We start from the raw sequence: 14,686 nt of genomic DNA, 5'->3' as shown, positions 1-14,686 counted from the left end.
TATTTTTATTGACGATTATTAGATGTGAAGCCGCACTTCGTCATATAAGCCCCTCCCCGGAATCAGAGAACGACCTGATCGAGGCCTTATGCACATGGACTGGGCCGTTGTGCGGGTGAGAGCCTACCTTTGCCGGGAAAACCGGTTCCAGATTTAGCGAGTATGTAAATGGGGAGTTGCTACGCGATCCTCACCTTGCCTTCATGAAACCTAGCGCACGCCGGTGAGCACTACTGGCGGCAAAGCCTCGCGAGCACACCTTCTCTCTTTGCAAGCTGGCAATAGCGCTTGGCTCACCAAAACGCATTGAAAATGACCATTGCGCCCTGTTTTCGCCAATTCCTCGGCGATACCGAGCCCAATGCCGCTCGTCGATCCTGTTATTAGCACGTACTTTCCTTCAAGATTCTTCATGAGCGCATGCTTGCTATTTAGGCGGCTTGCCTAGTTGTCGCGCCAAAGGATTGCCGAGATCGTGCTCTCGTCCTGAATCACCTGTATGACGTCGTCAATGGTCTTGAATGGAGCGTCGTTAACGACTAACAGATAGGCGAGCTTTCTCCCGCTTTTCGCATCAATGTAGCCTGCAAAGGCTTGGCCTTTGATCAGCGATCCTCCAGGTGGAATGAACGTACCGGTTTTGGCATGCACTTGCCCCTTGGCGGGCGCAAGAGTCTCATCGGACTCGAAATCGGTGAAGGTCGCGAGAGAACCGTCAACGCCAAGGATGGGAAACGAGGCGAAGTAGTCAGGGAAGGTGGGGCGACGATACATGTCCGCAAGGAAGTGAGTGACGGCTGGACTTACAGCAGTAGTCTCGCCGCCGCCGCTACCGTCGACAAAGGAATATTCGGAGGGTCTGATGCCGTAATTCATCAGTAGGTTTTTCTTTTCTACCCCAAGCGCAGCTTTCATGTTATCGACGCCTTGAGTCAGGCCATATAGGAGAAGGCTGGTATCGGCGCCGATGTTGTAGCTGATTTTATTGATGAGCCTGGCGTCTTCGGAGTACGGAAGACCCTTGAGCTCCGCTACTCGCGTGTTTGGGTCGTAGCTATTCTTTGGGGGAAGAAGGTGACTGGGATTCGGTTCAACCATTGGGGCGTCGACCTCGACACCGGCAACGCGGAGTTTCTCAATGAGAACAGTGCGGGCATAGCTCGATGGGTCGACGATGCGGAATATGCGGATGAGAGGATAACTGCCTGTCAATAGAGGCACGAAATCAATCGGAAGATCGCCCGTGAGGGTAGCCGTGCAGTTAGGTTGTCCAATACATTGCGGAAGACCGGGTTCGAGGTTGATATCCGTACCGGGGCCCGTCATGCGAACGGCATTATCGACGGACAGCGCAGCAGAATGTGGACGATGCTTGAGCGAAGCCAGTTCTCCAACATTCACCGGATCCGAGGGATTGATTATCAAGTCCACCGCATCGTCGTTGACGAAGATAGGCTTAAGATCAAATTCTTCGCGAAAGTAGTAGGGCTTAAATAGCCGATCGTCGATGATAATTTCACCGGTTATCTGTTTGATCCCACTCGCTGCAATTTGATGGGCCAGTGCGGCATATCCAGCTAAGGGATCGGGTTTTGTAAGTTCGGCATTTCCTAGCGCATTTGCCTCGTTGTGATCAAAGTCGGTTATGGCGACTGTGCCGTCTGGGTTGGTACGACCGCCCATGGTGAGGTCGCCCGAAGCGACGAGGATAAGATCGCCGTATAAGGTGCCCTTTTCGCTTATCGTGCCCCGGCGATAGATGGGAGTATCGAAGGTGTGACTGGGGCCTATCTCGTTCATGAGTTCCCCAACCGTAAAGACCTTACGTACCGATCCGATCAGGAATTGGTGGTGTGGATCGAGATTGATCAACGGCTGACCGGTTTCGAGATCAATTACGCGGAGGCTCCAGACGGCTCCTTTGTAACGCGGCCCGTCGATGATGGCTCGGATGTCGGAGGGAACGTTGGCCTCGTCTGCAAAGGATTGGGCGCTGGCTGACGTTATAGCTGAATACAAGAGCGGCACAGAAACTGCCAGGACGTACAGACTACGTCGAATATTATTCATGGAGGCCTCCGTCTCAATTCAGTTGCTGAATGATCGTCGATATTTTGCCTTCATCTTGAATTACATCAATCACGTCAGGGATGCCGGTAATTTCTCCGGCGTCGTTCACGAACAACGCATATGCCAACCGTCTGCCACTGCGCGTATCGATGTACCCAGCCAGCGCCTGCGCTTTGATTTTGTCGCCATCAAGAAATGTCCCGGTCTTCGCGAATACCTTTCCTCGGGCTGGACTGTCGATTCCTATTTCCGCAAGAGAGCCATCTACGCCCAGGATCGGAAGCGCGTCAAAATATGCAGGAAACGTTGGCTGGCCAGCCATGAACGTGAGCAAATCAACGGTTGTGGCCGCCGACGCCATGCTATCCGGGCTGCCGCTTCCGTTCGTCGGGAAATAAAACCCCTCGCCATTCAATCCATATTGGCCAGTTAAGGTAGACCGCTCCTCTTCAAGCGCATCGGGCATCGTGTTTACGCCATGAGCGAGTCCGAAGAGCATTAGGCTCAAATTGGCCCCGAGATTATGGCTGATTTTTAAAATGAGCTTCGAATATTGCGCATATGGCGCCGATACTAACTCGGCAACCTGGCTATCCGCCCAGTATGAGTTCGGCGGTGGGAGCTTATTGGAGGGATTCGGACCAACAAGCGGGCCTCTCACCTTTACCCCGGCCCTCTGCAGGGACTCTATAAATGTCGTGCGCGCGAAAGTGGCAGGATAGTCGGAAGCAGCAGCGTCTTGCGCAGGTTCAGGGTAGTCCAGTCTGAATGTCTGCACTAATGTCTTCACTCCGGGCAGAGGCGAAACATAGTCCATCGCGATTTGCCCTTTAACAATTCCCTCCTTGGGACTAACTTGAATCAGTGTGACATCGGTTTTGCCTCCAGCAGCGACAGTGGTCACTTGCGAGATAACATTGAAGGCTGCAGTGTGAGGTCTCCATTCAACCTGAGCCCATTCACCAGGCTGGGTCGGAAGAACCGTCACATCGATGCGATTGTCATTTACGACGATAGGCGTGATCAAGAGCTTCTGATTGGGAACTCTGAATGCCTCAAAAAGACGGTCGTCGATAATGACATCACCTGACACTTTCGTGATTCCGGACGCGGCGACCTGCTGGGCTAATTTGTCGAGACCCGCGAGAGGATCCGGAGCGGTAAGAATCGCGCCTCCCAGAGCATTCGCGTCATTATGGTCAAAGTCGGTGATGGCAAGAGTATCGTCGCCGTTGTCCCGACCACCCATTGTTAGGTCTCCCTTTGCCACCAGAACCAAATCGCCTCTTAAATCGCCGGACCCGTCGACTTCTCCGGTCCGAAATACAGGCGTTTTGAATCGGTAGTCCGTGCCAAGTTGATTTAGAGTTACAGCAACGGAGTAAAGTTTTCGAACAGAACCGGTCAGCAGTTTTTCCTGTGAGTTTAAGTCGTAGATCACTTTCCCCGACTTAACGTCCACCACGCGAAGTGCCCAGGTTGCCTCGGAGTATCGAGGCTTTGCCATGATTGACTGGATCTCGCTGGGTAGGTCGCCAACATTGGTTTGGCCAAAACTGGCCATACTAACCCCAAGGGCAAAGAGAAAACTGAAGAACATACCCACCAGCTTGCAACGCGCTTGCATGCGAGATATTGCTTTCATGATGTGAACGGATACCGTAGATTGTCACGCAACCCACGCTAGATTACATCTGTATCCTCCTCCTATTTACTGATAGGCGCGAGAAGTCGAGGCGAGCACCGGAGAAGGTGTTTTTCGAGTGGGTGTCCGCAATCAAGATCCGACGGGAGAACTGTAACCGTCATCTGTTCTCCCTCAACTTCGATAAAAACAGCGCGACTGTCAGTTCTGGTGAGCCGGAAGTCTAGCATAGCGGGGAAAATAATGGAAGAAATGTCTGACAAGATAATAGAACTCAGACATCCTTCATGAACGACAACCTGCCATCCACACTCAGCGGGCTCTTGGATTCGGCTCCATTGAATAGCAATGATTTGCAGAGACAAAGCACAGCCCCGGCAAGCCGGGGCTGTGCTTTGATGATGGTACTGCTTATGCTTCGGCTGCAACAGGTTCAGCTACGGGCGTTGACGACCCGCCTTTTGACTCAGAACCGGGCTTGCGGATGTCGATGCCACCCTTGAAGAAAGCTCCATCTTCAATGGAGATGCGCGCAGCGATAACATCGCCGGTGAGCGATCCTTCGCTACGAATGTCGACGCGATCACTAGCCTGGCAGTTTCCGCGCACTTTGCCGAGTACGACAATCTCGCGCGCGACGATGTTAGCCGCAACTTGGCCGTTGCGGCCAATAGTGACGCGGTTGCCGGGGAGGTTAATTGCGCCTTCTACTTTACCGTCGATGTACAAAGACTCGGAGCCTGTCAGCTCACCTTTCACAATCAAGGACTTGCCAATGGTGGCTTGCTCGCCGGTCGGTACCGCAGGGGTGGCGCTGCCAACAGAGGGACGCGCCGCAGGGCTTGTCTCAAATCCCGCCGCCGGGGTCGAGGGACGGACCGGCTCGGGAGTTGCGGGCGTATTGCTACCAGGCTGATTCGGTTTCCACATGTTCGTTGCTTTCCTTTCATTGCTTGAGAAAATTGTCCCGCCGCGTACTGCCGGACGCGCCGCCACGACGGCAGCACTGTTGCTTTCCAAGATACTACTCTGCGGAGGCCGTGTGTCGGGCGCGAATCCACAATCTAATCCACAGTTTTTGAACCTTTTTCAGTACCTCGGCAGGAATTCCTATGAAGAGCGAAGAATCTTTCAGAGACCCTTACTTTTCTTCCACTTGACACAAAAGTGGCAGGCATCGGGGACGATAGTTGCTGACCGAATTCGTAGCCAGCGCATTAGCATTGCAGCAATTAGAAGCTCGCAGGCCCGGAAACGTTGCCGCAAGCCTAATCGACTTAGACTTCTTTTTGCCGAGGTGTAATGATGCGATTCTCTCCTACTTGTGCACTCCTGCTAGCTGCGTCTATGACAATGCCAGCAATCTGCCAGAGCAACTCTTTTGTAAGCTCTGCTCCGGCGACAACTGGCGCTACAGCTCTTCCCGCTAATGCTGCTGACCCCTCGGTCAACTTTGCTGCGCTGCGTGAAGATCTCTCCAGCCAGAACAAGGTGCTCCAGAAGCAACTCGATGTGCAGCGCGGCATTTTGAAAAAGAACCAGGAGCTTCTTAAAGAAGCACAGAAACTGGATGCCGAGAATAAGCGCCTTGAAGCAGAACGGAAAAAGGTTGAAGCGCAAAACGCCGATCTGGAGAAGCAACGCGAGACCTTAAAGTCAGCCCAGAAACAGGTCGCTTCTGAGTCGAACTAAGAGCCGCCTTTTTGGACTTTCGTCCCCTACGGCGCCTCGACTTGCACGCTGAGTATAATCGGACGAAGCTCGTTCCAGTGTTGCGGGACGAGCATTCATCCTAGCGAGCATCTACTTGCCCTTTCTCTGCACCGGCACCCTCTTCGCTCGGAGATCGCAGCTTCGCGTTGCGCTCTTTCTCTCGTTGCTTCCATCCTCGTTGATCGTCTTTGCATCGGGTCCCAAAGTCCACACAGTGACACTGGGACCAGTACGCCACGTGGCCTTTACGCCGACCGATGCCACGCCGGACAGTAAGGCCGACGAGACCTCTAGCTTGCGGGTTCGCGCGCTGTACGTTGATGATCGTTTGAAGGAGTGGACCACCGGCGAGGTTCACGACATCACCGACCGCACCTTTGCGGTGCGCCGCGCGCTACGCATCAATGACGCCCTGCCCACCGACAGCAGCCCACACTGGATGTGGCAGCCAGGACCGTGGCTGACAGTCGATCGGGTGACCGGCCACATCACCGCGCTGCATCTCCCAGACTTCGACTCAACCGTGTCAGACGTGGTCTGGTATCGCGACTATGCTGCATACTGTGGCGTGGGGACGACAGCCAAGGGCGGTCTTTATGCAGTCGTCGCCCAGGTCGGCGCGCGGCGAGCCGTTGTGCAGAAACTGATTGGCCAGTGGCCACAAACAGATCACTTCATGCCTGTCTGCCAACCGGCTGTGTGGCAACGGCTGCCCGTGCGGGTAACGCTGAAGCCCACCGATGGCGAGGCGACAACTTACAGCGTCCTAGGGTCAACCTCGATCATCGAAGAAGGAGACAACTCAGACGATAACTGAGAGGAATCCGCACGATGGGAAAACGATTTGAACGAATTGAACCGGCGCACCGTGAGTTCATCCTGACCCAACGGGTATTCTTCAATGCCTCAGCGGCACTTGAGGGACGCGTAAATGTATCGCCGCGCGACGTAGCTTCGCTGCGGGTGCTGGACGAATACAGAGTGGTTTATCTCGACTTGACTGGCAGCGGCAATGAAACGGCCGCGCACCTGCGCGTGAGCCCGCGCCTGACATTGATGTTCTGCGCATTTACCGGCGCTCCGATGGTATTGCGTTTGTACGGTCACGGCAGGACCATCGCCCATCATAGCCGCGAGTATGCGGAGTTACTGGCATCTGCGTTTGGAGGATCTGAGACACCGGGCGCTCGCCAGATGGTGATGCTGGATGTCGAGATGGTGCAGACTTCATGCGGCTACAACGTGCCGTTCTTCGACTACACAGGTGAGCGCGAAACACTGCGCCGATGGGCCGAAAACAAGGGTCAGGATGGACTCAAACAGTACTGGCGCGAGAAGAACACGGCCAGCATCGATGGGTTTCCGACAGGAATACTGGAAGAAGATTAGGCACACCGTCAGGTTGCCGAGCCGCTGATGTACGCCTCAAGATGGCGAATCGTATTTTCCTGCTCCGTGATGACCCAATTGACCAGGTCGCCAATGGAGATCATGCCCACGACCTCACCATCTTTCAGCACCGGAAGATGGCGGATACGGTTCTTCGTGACGATGCGCATGCAATCACCGACCGTGTGATTGCGCGAGATGAAGATGACCGGACTGGTCATAATCTCGGCAACGCTCGTCTCCTTTGACGAGTGGCCCCTCAGGATAACCTTCCGAGCATAGTCGCGTTCGGAGACAATGCCCCGCAGCACGCCCTTATCGATGACCAGCAGCGCACCCACCTGCTTGTCGGCCATCATCTCGATGGCCCGGTAAACAGATGCATCTGGCTCGATGGACCAGACCTGCACAGGTTTCTGCTGCAACAAAGCGCCAACAGTTGTGGTCAGTTCGCTCATAGGCAGGGCCCTCGGGGATCGAATATTACCGCTCGGATCGAGCCGCGTCAATTGAGGTTTCGTTGCATGCAAAACACACGGCGTATCATCAACGGTATGCAGAGCTTCGAGGAACTTCTTCGTGAAGCAGAGGTTGCGCACGGGCACCTTTGCGCAGGCCAGATCCTGGGCGTGCGGATGGCCATGCTGGGCTGCCAGCGGCTCGGCATCGATGACCCGAAAGGTGCGGACCGCAAGCGTCTGGTAACGTTCATTGAGATCGATCGTTGCGCGACCGATGCCATCGGCGTAGTCACCGGCTGCCGGCTGGGCAAGCGCGCGCTCAAGTTCCGCGACTGGGGAAAGATGGCCGCCACGTTTGTCGACCTCGGCTCACCGCTGCCGGAACAGGACGGAGCGCCGGCTTACAAGGCGATTCGCATCGCTGCGCTTGAATCATCAAAAGACCGTGCACGCGAGCTGTACCCACAAATTGAACAGAAAAACCGACAGCAGATGCTGGCCTACCGCGAGTTGGCCGACGAAGATCTCTTCACCGAAGAATGGGTAAGCGTTGTGCTCGATCCGCGCGAGATGCCGGGATATAAAGCCGGGCGCATCTCGTGTGCTGTATGTGGTGAAGGCATCAACTACGACCGGCAGGTGGAAACCGGCGGCAAAACTCTATGCCTCGGCTGCGTCGCTCCTGAGACACGCTACTATCAGCCGCTCGGGGCGCAGTCGTCCGCTCATCAACATGATCACTAGACCCTCCCACGCTGTCCCTGTAGGCTTAAATCATTGCATTCCATTACAAATCCCAGCAGGTGCATCCGGCGTTCCGTGAATTTTGACTTATCTTCCTCCCCAATGCCCGCGACCCTGAAGAGATGGAGCGCAGCGTTCTGTCTGGTCGCGCTGCTCAATCTTGCCACGGTTCGCCTTTGCGCCGCGCAGGACAGCAGCTCTTCTCTTGCGCAAACAGAACCCGCCGCCGAGAATGCAACCCTCCCCGATGCTCCCACGCCGCATCGCGCTCCGTCCGGGAACGCGGCGAACTCATCTTCCTCGCTCGATGCCCCAGAAGATGTCACACTGGCCAGCACACCACGGCGTGTGCTCGCTGACCAGAAAGCGATATGGACGAGCCCACTGCACATCCAGCCGAAAGATGCTATGTGGCTGGTGCCGCTTGGGGCTGCAACCGGATTGCTTATGGGCAGCGACCACCACACGATGACCACGCTCGTTCACACCAACTCCACAGCCCAGGACCGAGCCAGCAAACTTTCCGACGGTGGCGTGGTCGCGCTAGGCGCGCTGCCCGCAGGGATGTACGTCTGGAGCCTAGGGCACTATGCGCCACAAGCACACGAGACCGGCTTGCTGAGCGGTGAAGCATTAGGCAATGCTTTAGCAGTCAACGAAGTCATCAAGCTCATCGCACGCCGCGAGCGCCCCAACGTCAACGACGCTGCAGGAAAGTTCTTCCACTCCGGCTCGCTTGACTCTTCCTTTCCTTCCACGCATGCAACCGCAGCATGGAGCCTCGCTGCGGTGCTTGGCGATGAGTACCCTGGCTGGCTTGCACGCACGGTTGTATATGGCGCAGCGACGGGCATCAGCGTAAGCCGCGTACTCGCAGACCAGCACTTCCCTTCCGATGTACTGGTAGGCAGTGCCACCGGCTGGCTCATCGGCCACTACGTCTTTAACGCTCACCATAACTTCAGTCTCTTCGGCGGGACAGCGCCGATGCCAGACGATCTTGGCAAGCCACGCACCGCCGCGCAAAAAGCTGCCGTAGCCCGCGCCGCGCAAGCGCTGCCGCCCGATCCCATCAAGCACCGCAAGCCGACCCCCTACTCCGAAATAACCGACCCTGACGCTATCGGTTCAACCAATGTACCGATGGACAGTTGGGTCTACCCTGCGCTGGAGCGGCTCTCTTCAATGGGCTTCATCCCCGGCCAAAGCGTCTCAATCCGTCCGTGGACACGGCAGGAGTGCCTGCGTCAGCTCAATCTCGCACAAGATCTCTTGAGCGAGACCTATGCCTTCTCGCCGTCAGAGATTCGCGAAGCCACGCGATTGATTAACGACCTGCATGAAGAGCTGGCAACGGAGCCATCAAGCTACGAGTCGCTCGATCTGGAGTCGGCCTATGCGCGCGTGGGAACCATCGCCGGGCCCGCCCTCCACGACAGCTTCCACTTCGGCCAGACGTGGTGGAACGACTACGGCCGCCCGCTCGGTCGCGGCACCAGCGCCATCGCCGGATACTCCATCCGCGCACATCAGGGCAGACTCTTCTTCTACGATCGCCAGGAGGCCCAGCGCGACCCCGGCCGCCCGAACGAGACTCCGGCAATCAACCAGCTCATCAACAACCTGGACCGCGTCAGTCCAGATGATCCGGTAATAGCACCTGTGCCAGGATATGCTGCCTACAACCGCCAGCGCCCCATCGAGCTCTACGCCGGCTACGCCTTTGAAGGCAACGCTCTGACGTTCGGCAAACAGGAACTTTTCTGGGGCCCGACCACGATGGGCCCGTGGGCATTTTCAAGCAACGCCGAACCGACCTACAGCCTGCGCTTCGTCTCCACGCGCCCGCACCCTCTGCCGCTCGTTCCATCCTGGGGGACGTATCGCTTCGACATCGTGCTGGGCAAGCTCTCCGGCCACCACTACACAGCCCGGCCCTGGTTCAACGGCCAGGTCGCTGACTTCAACTTCGGCGACAACCTGGAGATCAGCTTTACGCGCTGGTCGATCTTCTGGGGTGTCGGCCATCCCATCACCCTGCACAGCTTCAAGCAGAACGTCTTCAGCTTCAACTCCACCGGAGATTACACAGGCAACGCCGGTTCCAGCTACGGCGACCGCGAAGACCCCGGCGACCGCAAGAGCGACTTCAGCTTCCGCTGGCACCTGCCTTATCTCCACAAATATGTGACGCTCTATGCCGACTCCTACTCGGACGACGACCCCAACCCAATGGCAGCGCCGCGCCGTGCCGCGTGGAACCCGGGCATCTACTTCGCGCGTCTACCCTGGCTGCCGCATATGGATCTGCGCGTAGAGGCTGCCAGCTCCGAGGGCCTCTTCAAAGACTTCGGCAACACGCACTTCTTCATCAACAACCAGTACCTCGACGGCAACACCAACAAAGGGTTTCTGCTCGGCAACGCCGTAGGTCGCGATGCCCGCGCCATCGAAGGCCGCACCGGCTACTGGTTCTCGGCCCGCACCCGCGTCGAAGCAGGCTACCGGCAGAACAAAGTCGGGACGCTCTTCCTGCCTGGTGGCGGAACCGTGACCGATGGCTTCATCAACGGCTCATACGCCATCAACCGCCACCTCCAGGCCCAGACCTTCGTGCAGTACGAGCGCTTCCTGCTCCCGTCCTATCTGCCCGGCGCGCACCACAACACCAGCGCATGGCTCGAACTCACATGGACTCCGGAGCTGCATTTGCACCGTGACTCAACACGCTGAAGTTTGACTGAGGGATGCCTGCTTTCAGGCAATTGCCGGCTTAGGTGATCGAACCTTTGCGCCCAATATGCCAGCAGCAACACCAAAAAACTGTGCGCAAGCACGCGCGGCAAGCAGTATAGGTGAGAGCAGACCAACCACCGGGTCCTTCCTGAACGCGCGCAATGCAAACGGCAAAGTGCTCAACAGAAAGGCCGCCAGAACAACAGCCGTAGCCGGGACCGAAGGGCGCACGATCAGATCGAAGATAACGGAGGCCACCAGCGCTGGCGCAAGCAGCAGTTGCAGTTTCATCATCTGCGGTGTGTGGCTATCCTTAACACCTTTGCCGGGGTTCTTGCGCACGGCAAGCACACGCCAGTAGGCAAATTTGTACTTCTTCTTCAGATAGCTCGAAAACGTAGCCGGATGCGTGTGATACACAATGGCCTGAGGCACAAACACCATCTTCCATCCACGCGCCGACATCCGATAAGAGAGCTCAATATCTTCCGCACACGCCACAGGAAACGATTGGTCATAGCCGTCCATCTCCAAAAAGCGTTCACGAATAAAACCAGCCGAGTAGGTATCAACGAAGTCGATGCTCGGTTGATTCGCCATCAACAGGTACTTGTCTTCGTACTCTATCTGCACAAAGCGCGCAGCGAGACTCTTTTGATGTGTGCGATAAATGCCCTTCGCGCCGACGATCTCCGGGTCGCGAAAGCTTCCAAGCATCGCGTCAAGCCAGTCGGGCATGGGAACACAATCATCGTCGGTGAACAGGAGAATCCTACCCTGTGCCTCCTGCGCTCCGCGGTTGCGTGCAGCAGCAGGGCCAGCGTTTTTCTGCCGGATGACTCGAACTGATTGGTAACGACTCGCCACAGCCGCCGTATCATCCTTTGAGCCATCATCGACGACGAGTATCTCGATGCCGGTTCCGGCTACCTGAGGCTCTAGAGCATCAAGACAGTGCACGATGCGGGCTGCGCCATTGAATGTGGGGATAATAATCGAGGCCGGTCTGGAGCTGGATGCAACTCCGGATGCCGGCCCCGAGCCTGTGTTCTGTGCCTGGTCAGTCATCGAATCAGCAAACTAAGCCGTTGCGCCCTGGGGCTTGCTTGCAGCATCGGCCTTCTCGCTCTTGTCGTGCTGGCTTCCCTTTACCAGATACTTCGAAAGCGTTAGAAAGCCTTTGACGTTGCGCTGCAACTCACGACGATCTGTAAGTGACTGCTTCAGCTTGTATCCGAGATACTTCGGCGCCAGGTAGAAGCTGCGGCGCGCACGGTCGCAGAAGCTGACCAACTGCTCATGCGTAATATGGGGCAGTGTGACGACGCTGTTGTGAAGGCCATCCTTCGTGAGCCACGCGCCCCAGTCTTCAATCTGGATATACTCGCGCTTCTTTGCTTCCTCATAGGCAACCGTTCCCGGATACACCATGATGGGGAAGAACTGCGCGGTGTCCGGGCAGAGCTTCTTGGCAAAGCTCAGAGTCTTCTCCATGCTGGCCGGAGTCTCGTTCAGGTTGCCGACCATGAAGCAGCCATGCACCATAATGCCGGCGTCGCGGCAGCGGCGAACGAAGCGGTGTGCCTCCTCGTGATACTTCGCATCGCGCCGGTCGTCGTTGTTCTTGTGCATGCCGTTGATGACTTCAACGTCGCCGCTCTCGAAACCAACACAGAACAGGCGGGCGCCAGCTTTGTGCAGGACCGAGAGAAATTCAACATCGGAGCCCACATCGGCACGGCAGTTCGCGTCGAAGGGCAGCTTGTTGCCGCGGCGAATCAGCTCATTGGCCAACTCCAGCGTACGGGGCTTGCTGACAATAAACGTGTCGTCTTCAAGCATGACCGTCTTAATCTCGGGCATCTCGCGGGCAACAAACTCAAACTCGTCGGCGACGTTCGACACCGAGCGGAAGCGCATCCTGTGCCCGCTGAAGGTCTGCGGATATACGCAGAAGGAGCAATGATACGGGCAACCGCGGCTCGTGTCGAAGACGACAAGCGGCCAGAGCGAGTGACCGTAGAAGTAGTCGGGCGTATGCAGAAAACGCTTGTAAACCTCAGAGACAAAAGGCAACTCATCGAGGTTCTCGATGGCTTCGCGCTGTTTGTTGGAAATAATCTCTCCGGCTGCGTTACGCCAGACCAGACCATCTACCGTCGCCAAATCCGCACCGCATTCTTTCGCCGAAAGCCAATCGCGCACCGTGTACTCGTACTCACGAATCGCGACGGCCTGAAGAGCAGACGACATCTTGAGCGTCTCCCGCGGAAGCGACGAGACGTGGCGTCCCACCAGTAGGACATGCAGAGACGGATGGGCGGCAATCAGCGCTTCGACGACGCTTACGTCGTTGAGAATACTGGGCGTGGAAGTATCGCAGACCACAGCTTCGATGCTCTTCGCCGTGATCCGGTCGATGACCGCCTGGACCGAAAACCCGCCCGCGGGCGCATCGACAAGATCGACGTCATGCCCGTTTTTGATCGCGACCCCCGCCGCGGTCGAAAGCCATTTGGGATAGTAAAGCGTCCCGCTCTTGGTCACGGCAGGACTGCGCTGCTCACGCGAAAATCGCGGATGAAATGGGGGATTAAGAAATAGAACACGCATCGGGGAGGGCCTCCATCTTCCTCAATTAGAACACATATTCAACGTATCAACTATGACACGTCATGCAAGGAAATGTTGCAAAGTGGATGCTCAAAGCTTCCCATTTTGGTTCACCTCTCATCTGCCAATCTGCAGGAAGACCCTCTGTAAAGGGCACCCGGCACGAGTGACCGAGGCTGAACTCAAGAATCAATGATCTGCCCGTCATCGGATTCCAAATGTGCCCGTAACCCGTCAGCGGTCTTTGTCGAGCAAAATTCCCAGCGGTACAGCCTGCTTTGACCCAATCCCTTTTCCGTCAGATGCTTACGCAAAGCAGAATCGGATGCGATCCGAACCAGTTTGTTGGCAATGTCTTCCACGTCCAAAGGATCGAAGTAGAGTGCTCCATCTCCGCAGACCTCGGGAAGAGACGCTGCATTCGCCACTGCAACAGGAACGCCGGCCGCCATTGCCTCGACAGGCGGGAGTCCAAACCCTTCATAAAGCGATGGCATCACCAGTGCATCGGAATGTCCAACCAACGAGAGCAATTCCTTGTAGGGAACGGGGCCCGTAAGTCGAATACGTTCACCAGCCCCCCTAACACGTTCGAAAAACTCAGCCGATTCTCCGGTAATCAGACCTTCACTCTGTCCCACAATGAGAAGGTCTTGCGGCACCCTGTCTTTGATCCTGAGGAACGCCTCAACGAGGCGGCCAAGGTTCTTATAGGGTTTGATGTTTCCGACATAAATGAAGTAAGGGCGAGTGTGTGTACGCGGCAGCTGAGCGGCGCCATACCACTCGGTCGAAATGCCGAGATGAGTCGGGATGATATTGTCTTCGCGTCGTCCCGTGGTTAGACGAACAAGTTCAGATTTGCTGAAGTTCGAAACGGTAAAAATGACAGAAGCCCGTTTGCGTAGCGCGCGGAACATGGTTTCGGCATAGATCCTCTTTTTGCGATCGCCAATAATCTCCAGAACAACCCGATGACTCAGATCATGAACTGTAACCGCCAGCCGTCCCCGATAAAGCATTGGAATCGTGTAGTAAGGAGAGAAAAACAGGTCCGTGCCACGGGGAATCGCAAGCGGGAGCTGTATCTGTTCAGCAAGGGAATAGCGTCCGGCCTGGCAATCAACCAGCTGCATATTATCAGCCTGGCTCCAGGAGAACTGCTGCAAACGGCTGCGATCTCCGAGTCCAACAATTGACACGTCGCGCAATCGCTCGACGATTCCTGGCATAATGCCCTTGATGTAAACCCCGACACCGGACGAGTCAATCCAGCGCAGATCGATACATAGCGTTTTCTTCATAAGCTTCGATA

General features: G+C 56.2%; 12 protein-coding genes. 5 read left to right on the top strand and 7 right to left on the bottom strand.

The window, feature by feature from the left end:
• Positions 1-444: 444 nt before the first annotated feature.
• The 3 genes from IEX36_RS16815 to IEX36_RS16805 form a co-directional block, all read right to left on the bottom strand.
• Positions 445-2,070 (bottom strand): D-alanyl-D-alanine carboxypeptidase/D-alanyl-D-alanine-endopeptidase, encoded by a 1,626-nt coding sequence (locus IEX36_RS16815; protein WP_188760737.1) that lies wholly within the window; start codon positions 2,068-2,070, stop codon positions 445-447.
• Between the two features lie 13 nt (positions 2,071-2,083).
• Positions 2,084-3,697, bottom strand: coding sequence for a D-alanyl-D-alanine carboxypeptidase/D-alanyl-D-alanine endopeptidase (gene dacB, locus IEX36_RS16810; RefSeq protein WP_188760736.1), 1,614 nt, complete (start codon positions 3,695-3,697; stop codon positions 2,084-2,086).
• 429 nt (positions 3,698-4,126) lie between these two features.
• Positions 4,127-4,645, bottom strand: coding sequence for a bactofilin family protein (locus IEX36_RS16805; RefSeq protein ID WP_188760735.1), 519 nt, complete (start codon positions 4,643-4,645; stop codon positions 4,127-4,129).
• Between the two features lie 417 nt (positions 4,646-5,062).
• On the opposite strand from IEX36_RS16805, the gene IEX36_RS16800 reads away from it, so the two are divergent.
• From IEX36_RS16800 to IEX36_RS16790, 3 genes are all read left to right on the top strand, one after another.
• Positions 5,063-5,407 (top strand): hypothetical protein, encoded by a 345-nt coding sequence (locus IEX36_RS16800; RefSeq protein ID WP_188760734.1) that lies wholly within the window; start codon positions 5,063-5,065, stop codon positions 5,405-5,407.
• Between the two features lie 115 nt (positions 5,408-5,522).
• Positions 5,523-6,245, top strand: a complete 723-nt coding sequence (locus IEX36_RS16795; protein WP_229669090.1) for a hypothetical protein — start codon at positions 5,523-5,525, stop codon at positions 6,243-6,245.
• 14 nt (positions 6,246-6,259) lie between these two features.
• Positions 6,260-6,817, top strand: coding sequence for a pyridoxamine 5'-phosphate oxidase family protein (locus IEX36_RS16790; RefSeq protein WP_188760733.1), 558 nt, complete (start codon positions 6,260-6,262; stop codon positions 6,815-6,817).
• Between the two features lie 8 nt (positions 6,818-6,825).
• On the opposite strand, the gene IEX36_RS16785 is transcribed toward IEX36_RS16790, so the two are convergent.
• Positions 6,826-7,275 carry a CBS domain-containing protein gene (locus IEX36_RS16785; protein WP_188760732.1) on the bottom strand — a complete coding sequence of 150 codons (450 nt, stop codon included), beginning with the start codon at positions 7,273-7,275 and terminating at the stop codon, positions 6,826-6,828.
• 66 nt (positions 7,276-7,341) lie between these two features.
• Between IEX36_RS16785 and IEX36_RS16780 the strand changes: the two genes are divergently transcribed.
• On the top strand, positions 7,342-8,022 hold the full coding sequence (locus IEX36_RS16780; protein ID WP_308422332.1) for an FmdE family protein: 681 nt from the start codon (positions 7,342-7,344) through the stop codon (positions 8,020-8,022).
• Between the two features lie 102 nt (positions 8,023-8,124).
• Complete coding sequence (locus IEX36_RS16775; protein ID WP_188760731.1) at positions 8,125-10,755, top strand: capsule assembly Wzi family protein; 2,631 nt, start codon at positions 8,125-8,127, stop codon at positions 10,753-10,755.
• 24 nt (positions 10,756-10,779) lie between these two features.
• Here the strand turns inward: IEX36_RS16775 and IEX36_RS16770 are convergent, their stop codons facing one another.
• The 3 genes from IEX36_RS16770 to IEX36_RS16760 form a co-directional block, all read right to left on the bottom strand.
• Complete coding sequence (locus tag IEX36_RS16770) at positions 10,780-11,826, bottom strand: glycosyltransferase family 2 protein (protein ID WP_188760730.1); 1,047 nt, start codon at positions 11,824-11,826, stop codon at positions 10,780-10,782.
• Positions 11,827-11,838: 12 nt separating this feature from the next.
• Entirely contained in the window at positions 11,839-13,371 is a 1,533-nt protein-coding gene (locus tag IEX36_RS16765) for a B12-binding domain-containing radical SAM protein (RefSeq protein WP_188760729.1), read from the bottom strand.
• A gap of 182 nt (positions 13,372-13,553) precedes the next feature.
• Positions 13,554-14,675, bottom strand: a complete 1,122-nt coding sequence (locus IEX36_RS16760; protein ID WP_188760728.1) for a glycosyltransferase family 4 protein — start codon at positions 14,673-14,675, stop codon at positions 13,554-13,556.
• Positions 14,676-14,686: the final 11 nt, after the last annotated feature.

Origin of the sequence: Edaphobacter acidisoli (assembly GCF_014642855.1) — a bacterium.
In the GTDB taxonomy this organism is placed as follows: Bacteria; Acidobacteriota; Terriglobia; order Terriglobales; family Acidobacteriaceae; genus Edaphobacter; species Edaphobacter acidisoli.
Note: the sequence above shows the minus strand (reverse complement) of the source record. Positions and strands in the feature narration are given on the sequence as shown.

What these genes read in the sequence shown, in the direction of transcription:
- IEX36_RS16815 (WP_188760737.1), bottom strand. Translation starts at nt 2,070, where the DNA reads ATGAATAATATTCGACGTAGTCTGTACGTCCTGGCAGTTTCTGTGCCG.
- dacB (WP_188760736.1), bottom strand. Translation starts at nt 3,697, where the DNA reads ATGCAAGCGCGTTGCAAGCTGGTGGGTATGTTCTTCAGTTTTCTCTTT.
- IEX36_RS16805 (WP_188760735.1), bottom strand. Translation starts at nt 4,645, where the DNA reads ATGTGGAAACCGAATCAGCCTGGTAGCAATACGCCCGCAACTCCCGAG.
- IEX36_RS16800 (WP_188760734.1), top strand. Translation starts at nt 5,063, where the DNA reads ATGACAATGCCAGCAATCTGCCAGAGCAACTCTTTTGTAAGCTCTGCT.
- IEX36_RS16790 (WP_188760733.1), top strand. Translation starts at nt 6,260, where the DNA reads ATGGGAAAACGATTTGAACGAATTGAACCGGCGCACCGTGAGTTCATC.
- IEX36_RS16785 (WP_188760732.1), bottom strand. Translation starts at nt 7,275, where the DNA reads ATGAGCGAACTGACCACAACTGTTGGCGCTTTGTTGCAGCAGAAACCT.
- IEX36_RS16780 (WP_308422332.1), top strand. Translation starts at nt 7,342, where the DNA reads ATGCAAAACACACGGCGTATCATCAACGGTATGCAGAGCTTCGAGGAA.
- IEX36_RS16775 (WP_188760731.1), top strand. Translation starts at nt 8,125, where the DNA reads ATGCCCGCGACCCTGAAGAGATGGAGCGCAGCGTTCTGTCTGGTCGCG.
- IEX36_RS16770 (WP_188760730.1), bottom strand. Translation starts at nt 11,826, where the DNA reads ATGACTGACCAGGCACAGAACACAGGCTCGGGGCCGGCATCCGGAGTT.
- IEX36_RS16765 (WP_188760729.1), bottom strand. Translation starts at nt 13,371, where the DNA reads ATGCGTGTTCTATTTCTTAATCCCCCATTTCATCCGCGATTTTCGCGT.
- IEX36_RS16760 (WP_188760728.1), bottom strand. Translation starts at nt 14,675, where the DNA reads ATGAAGAAAACGCTATGTATCGATCTGCGCTGGATTGACTCGTCCGGT.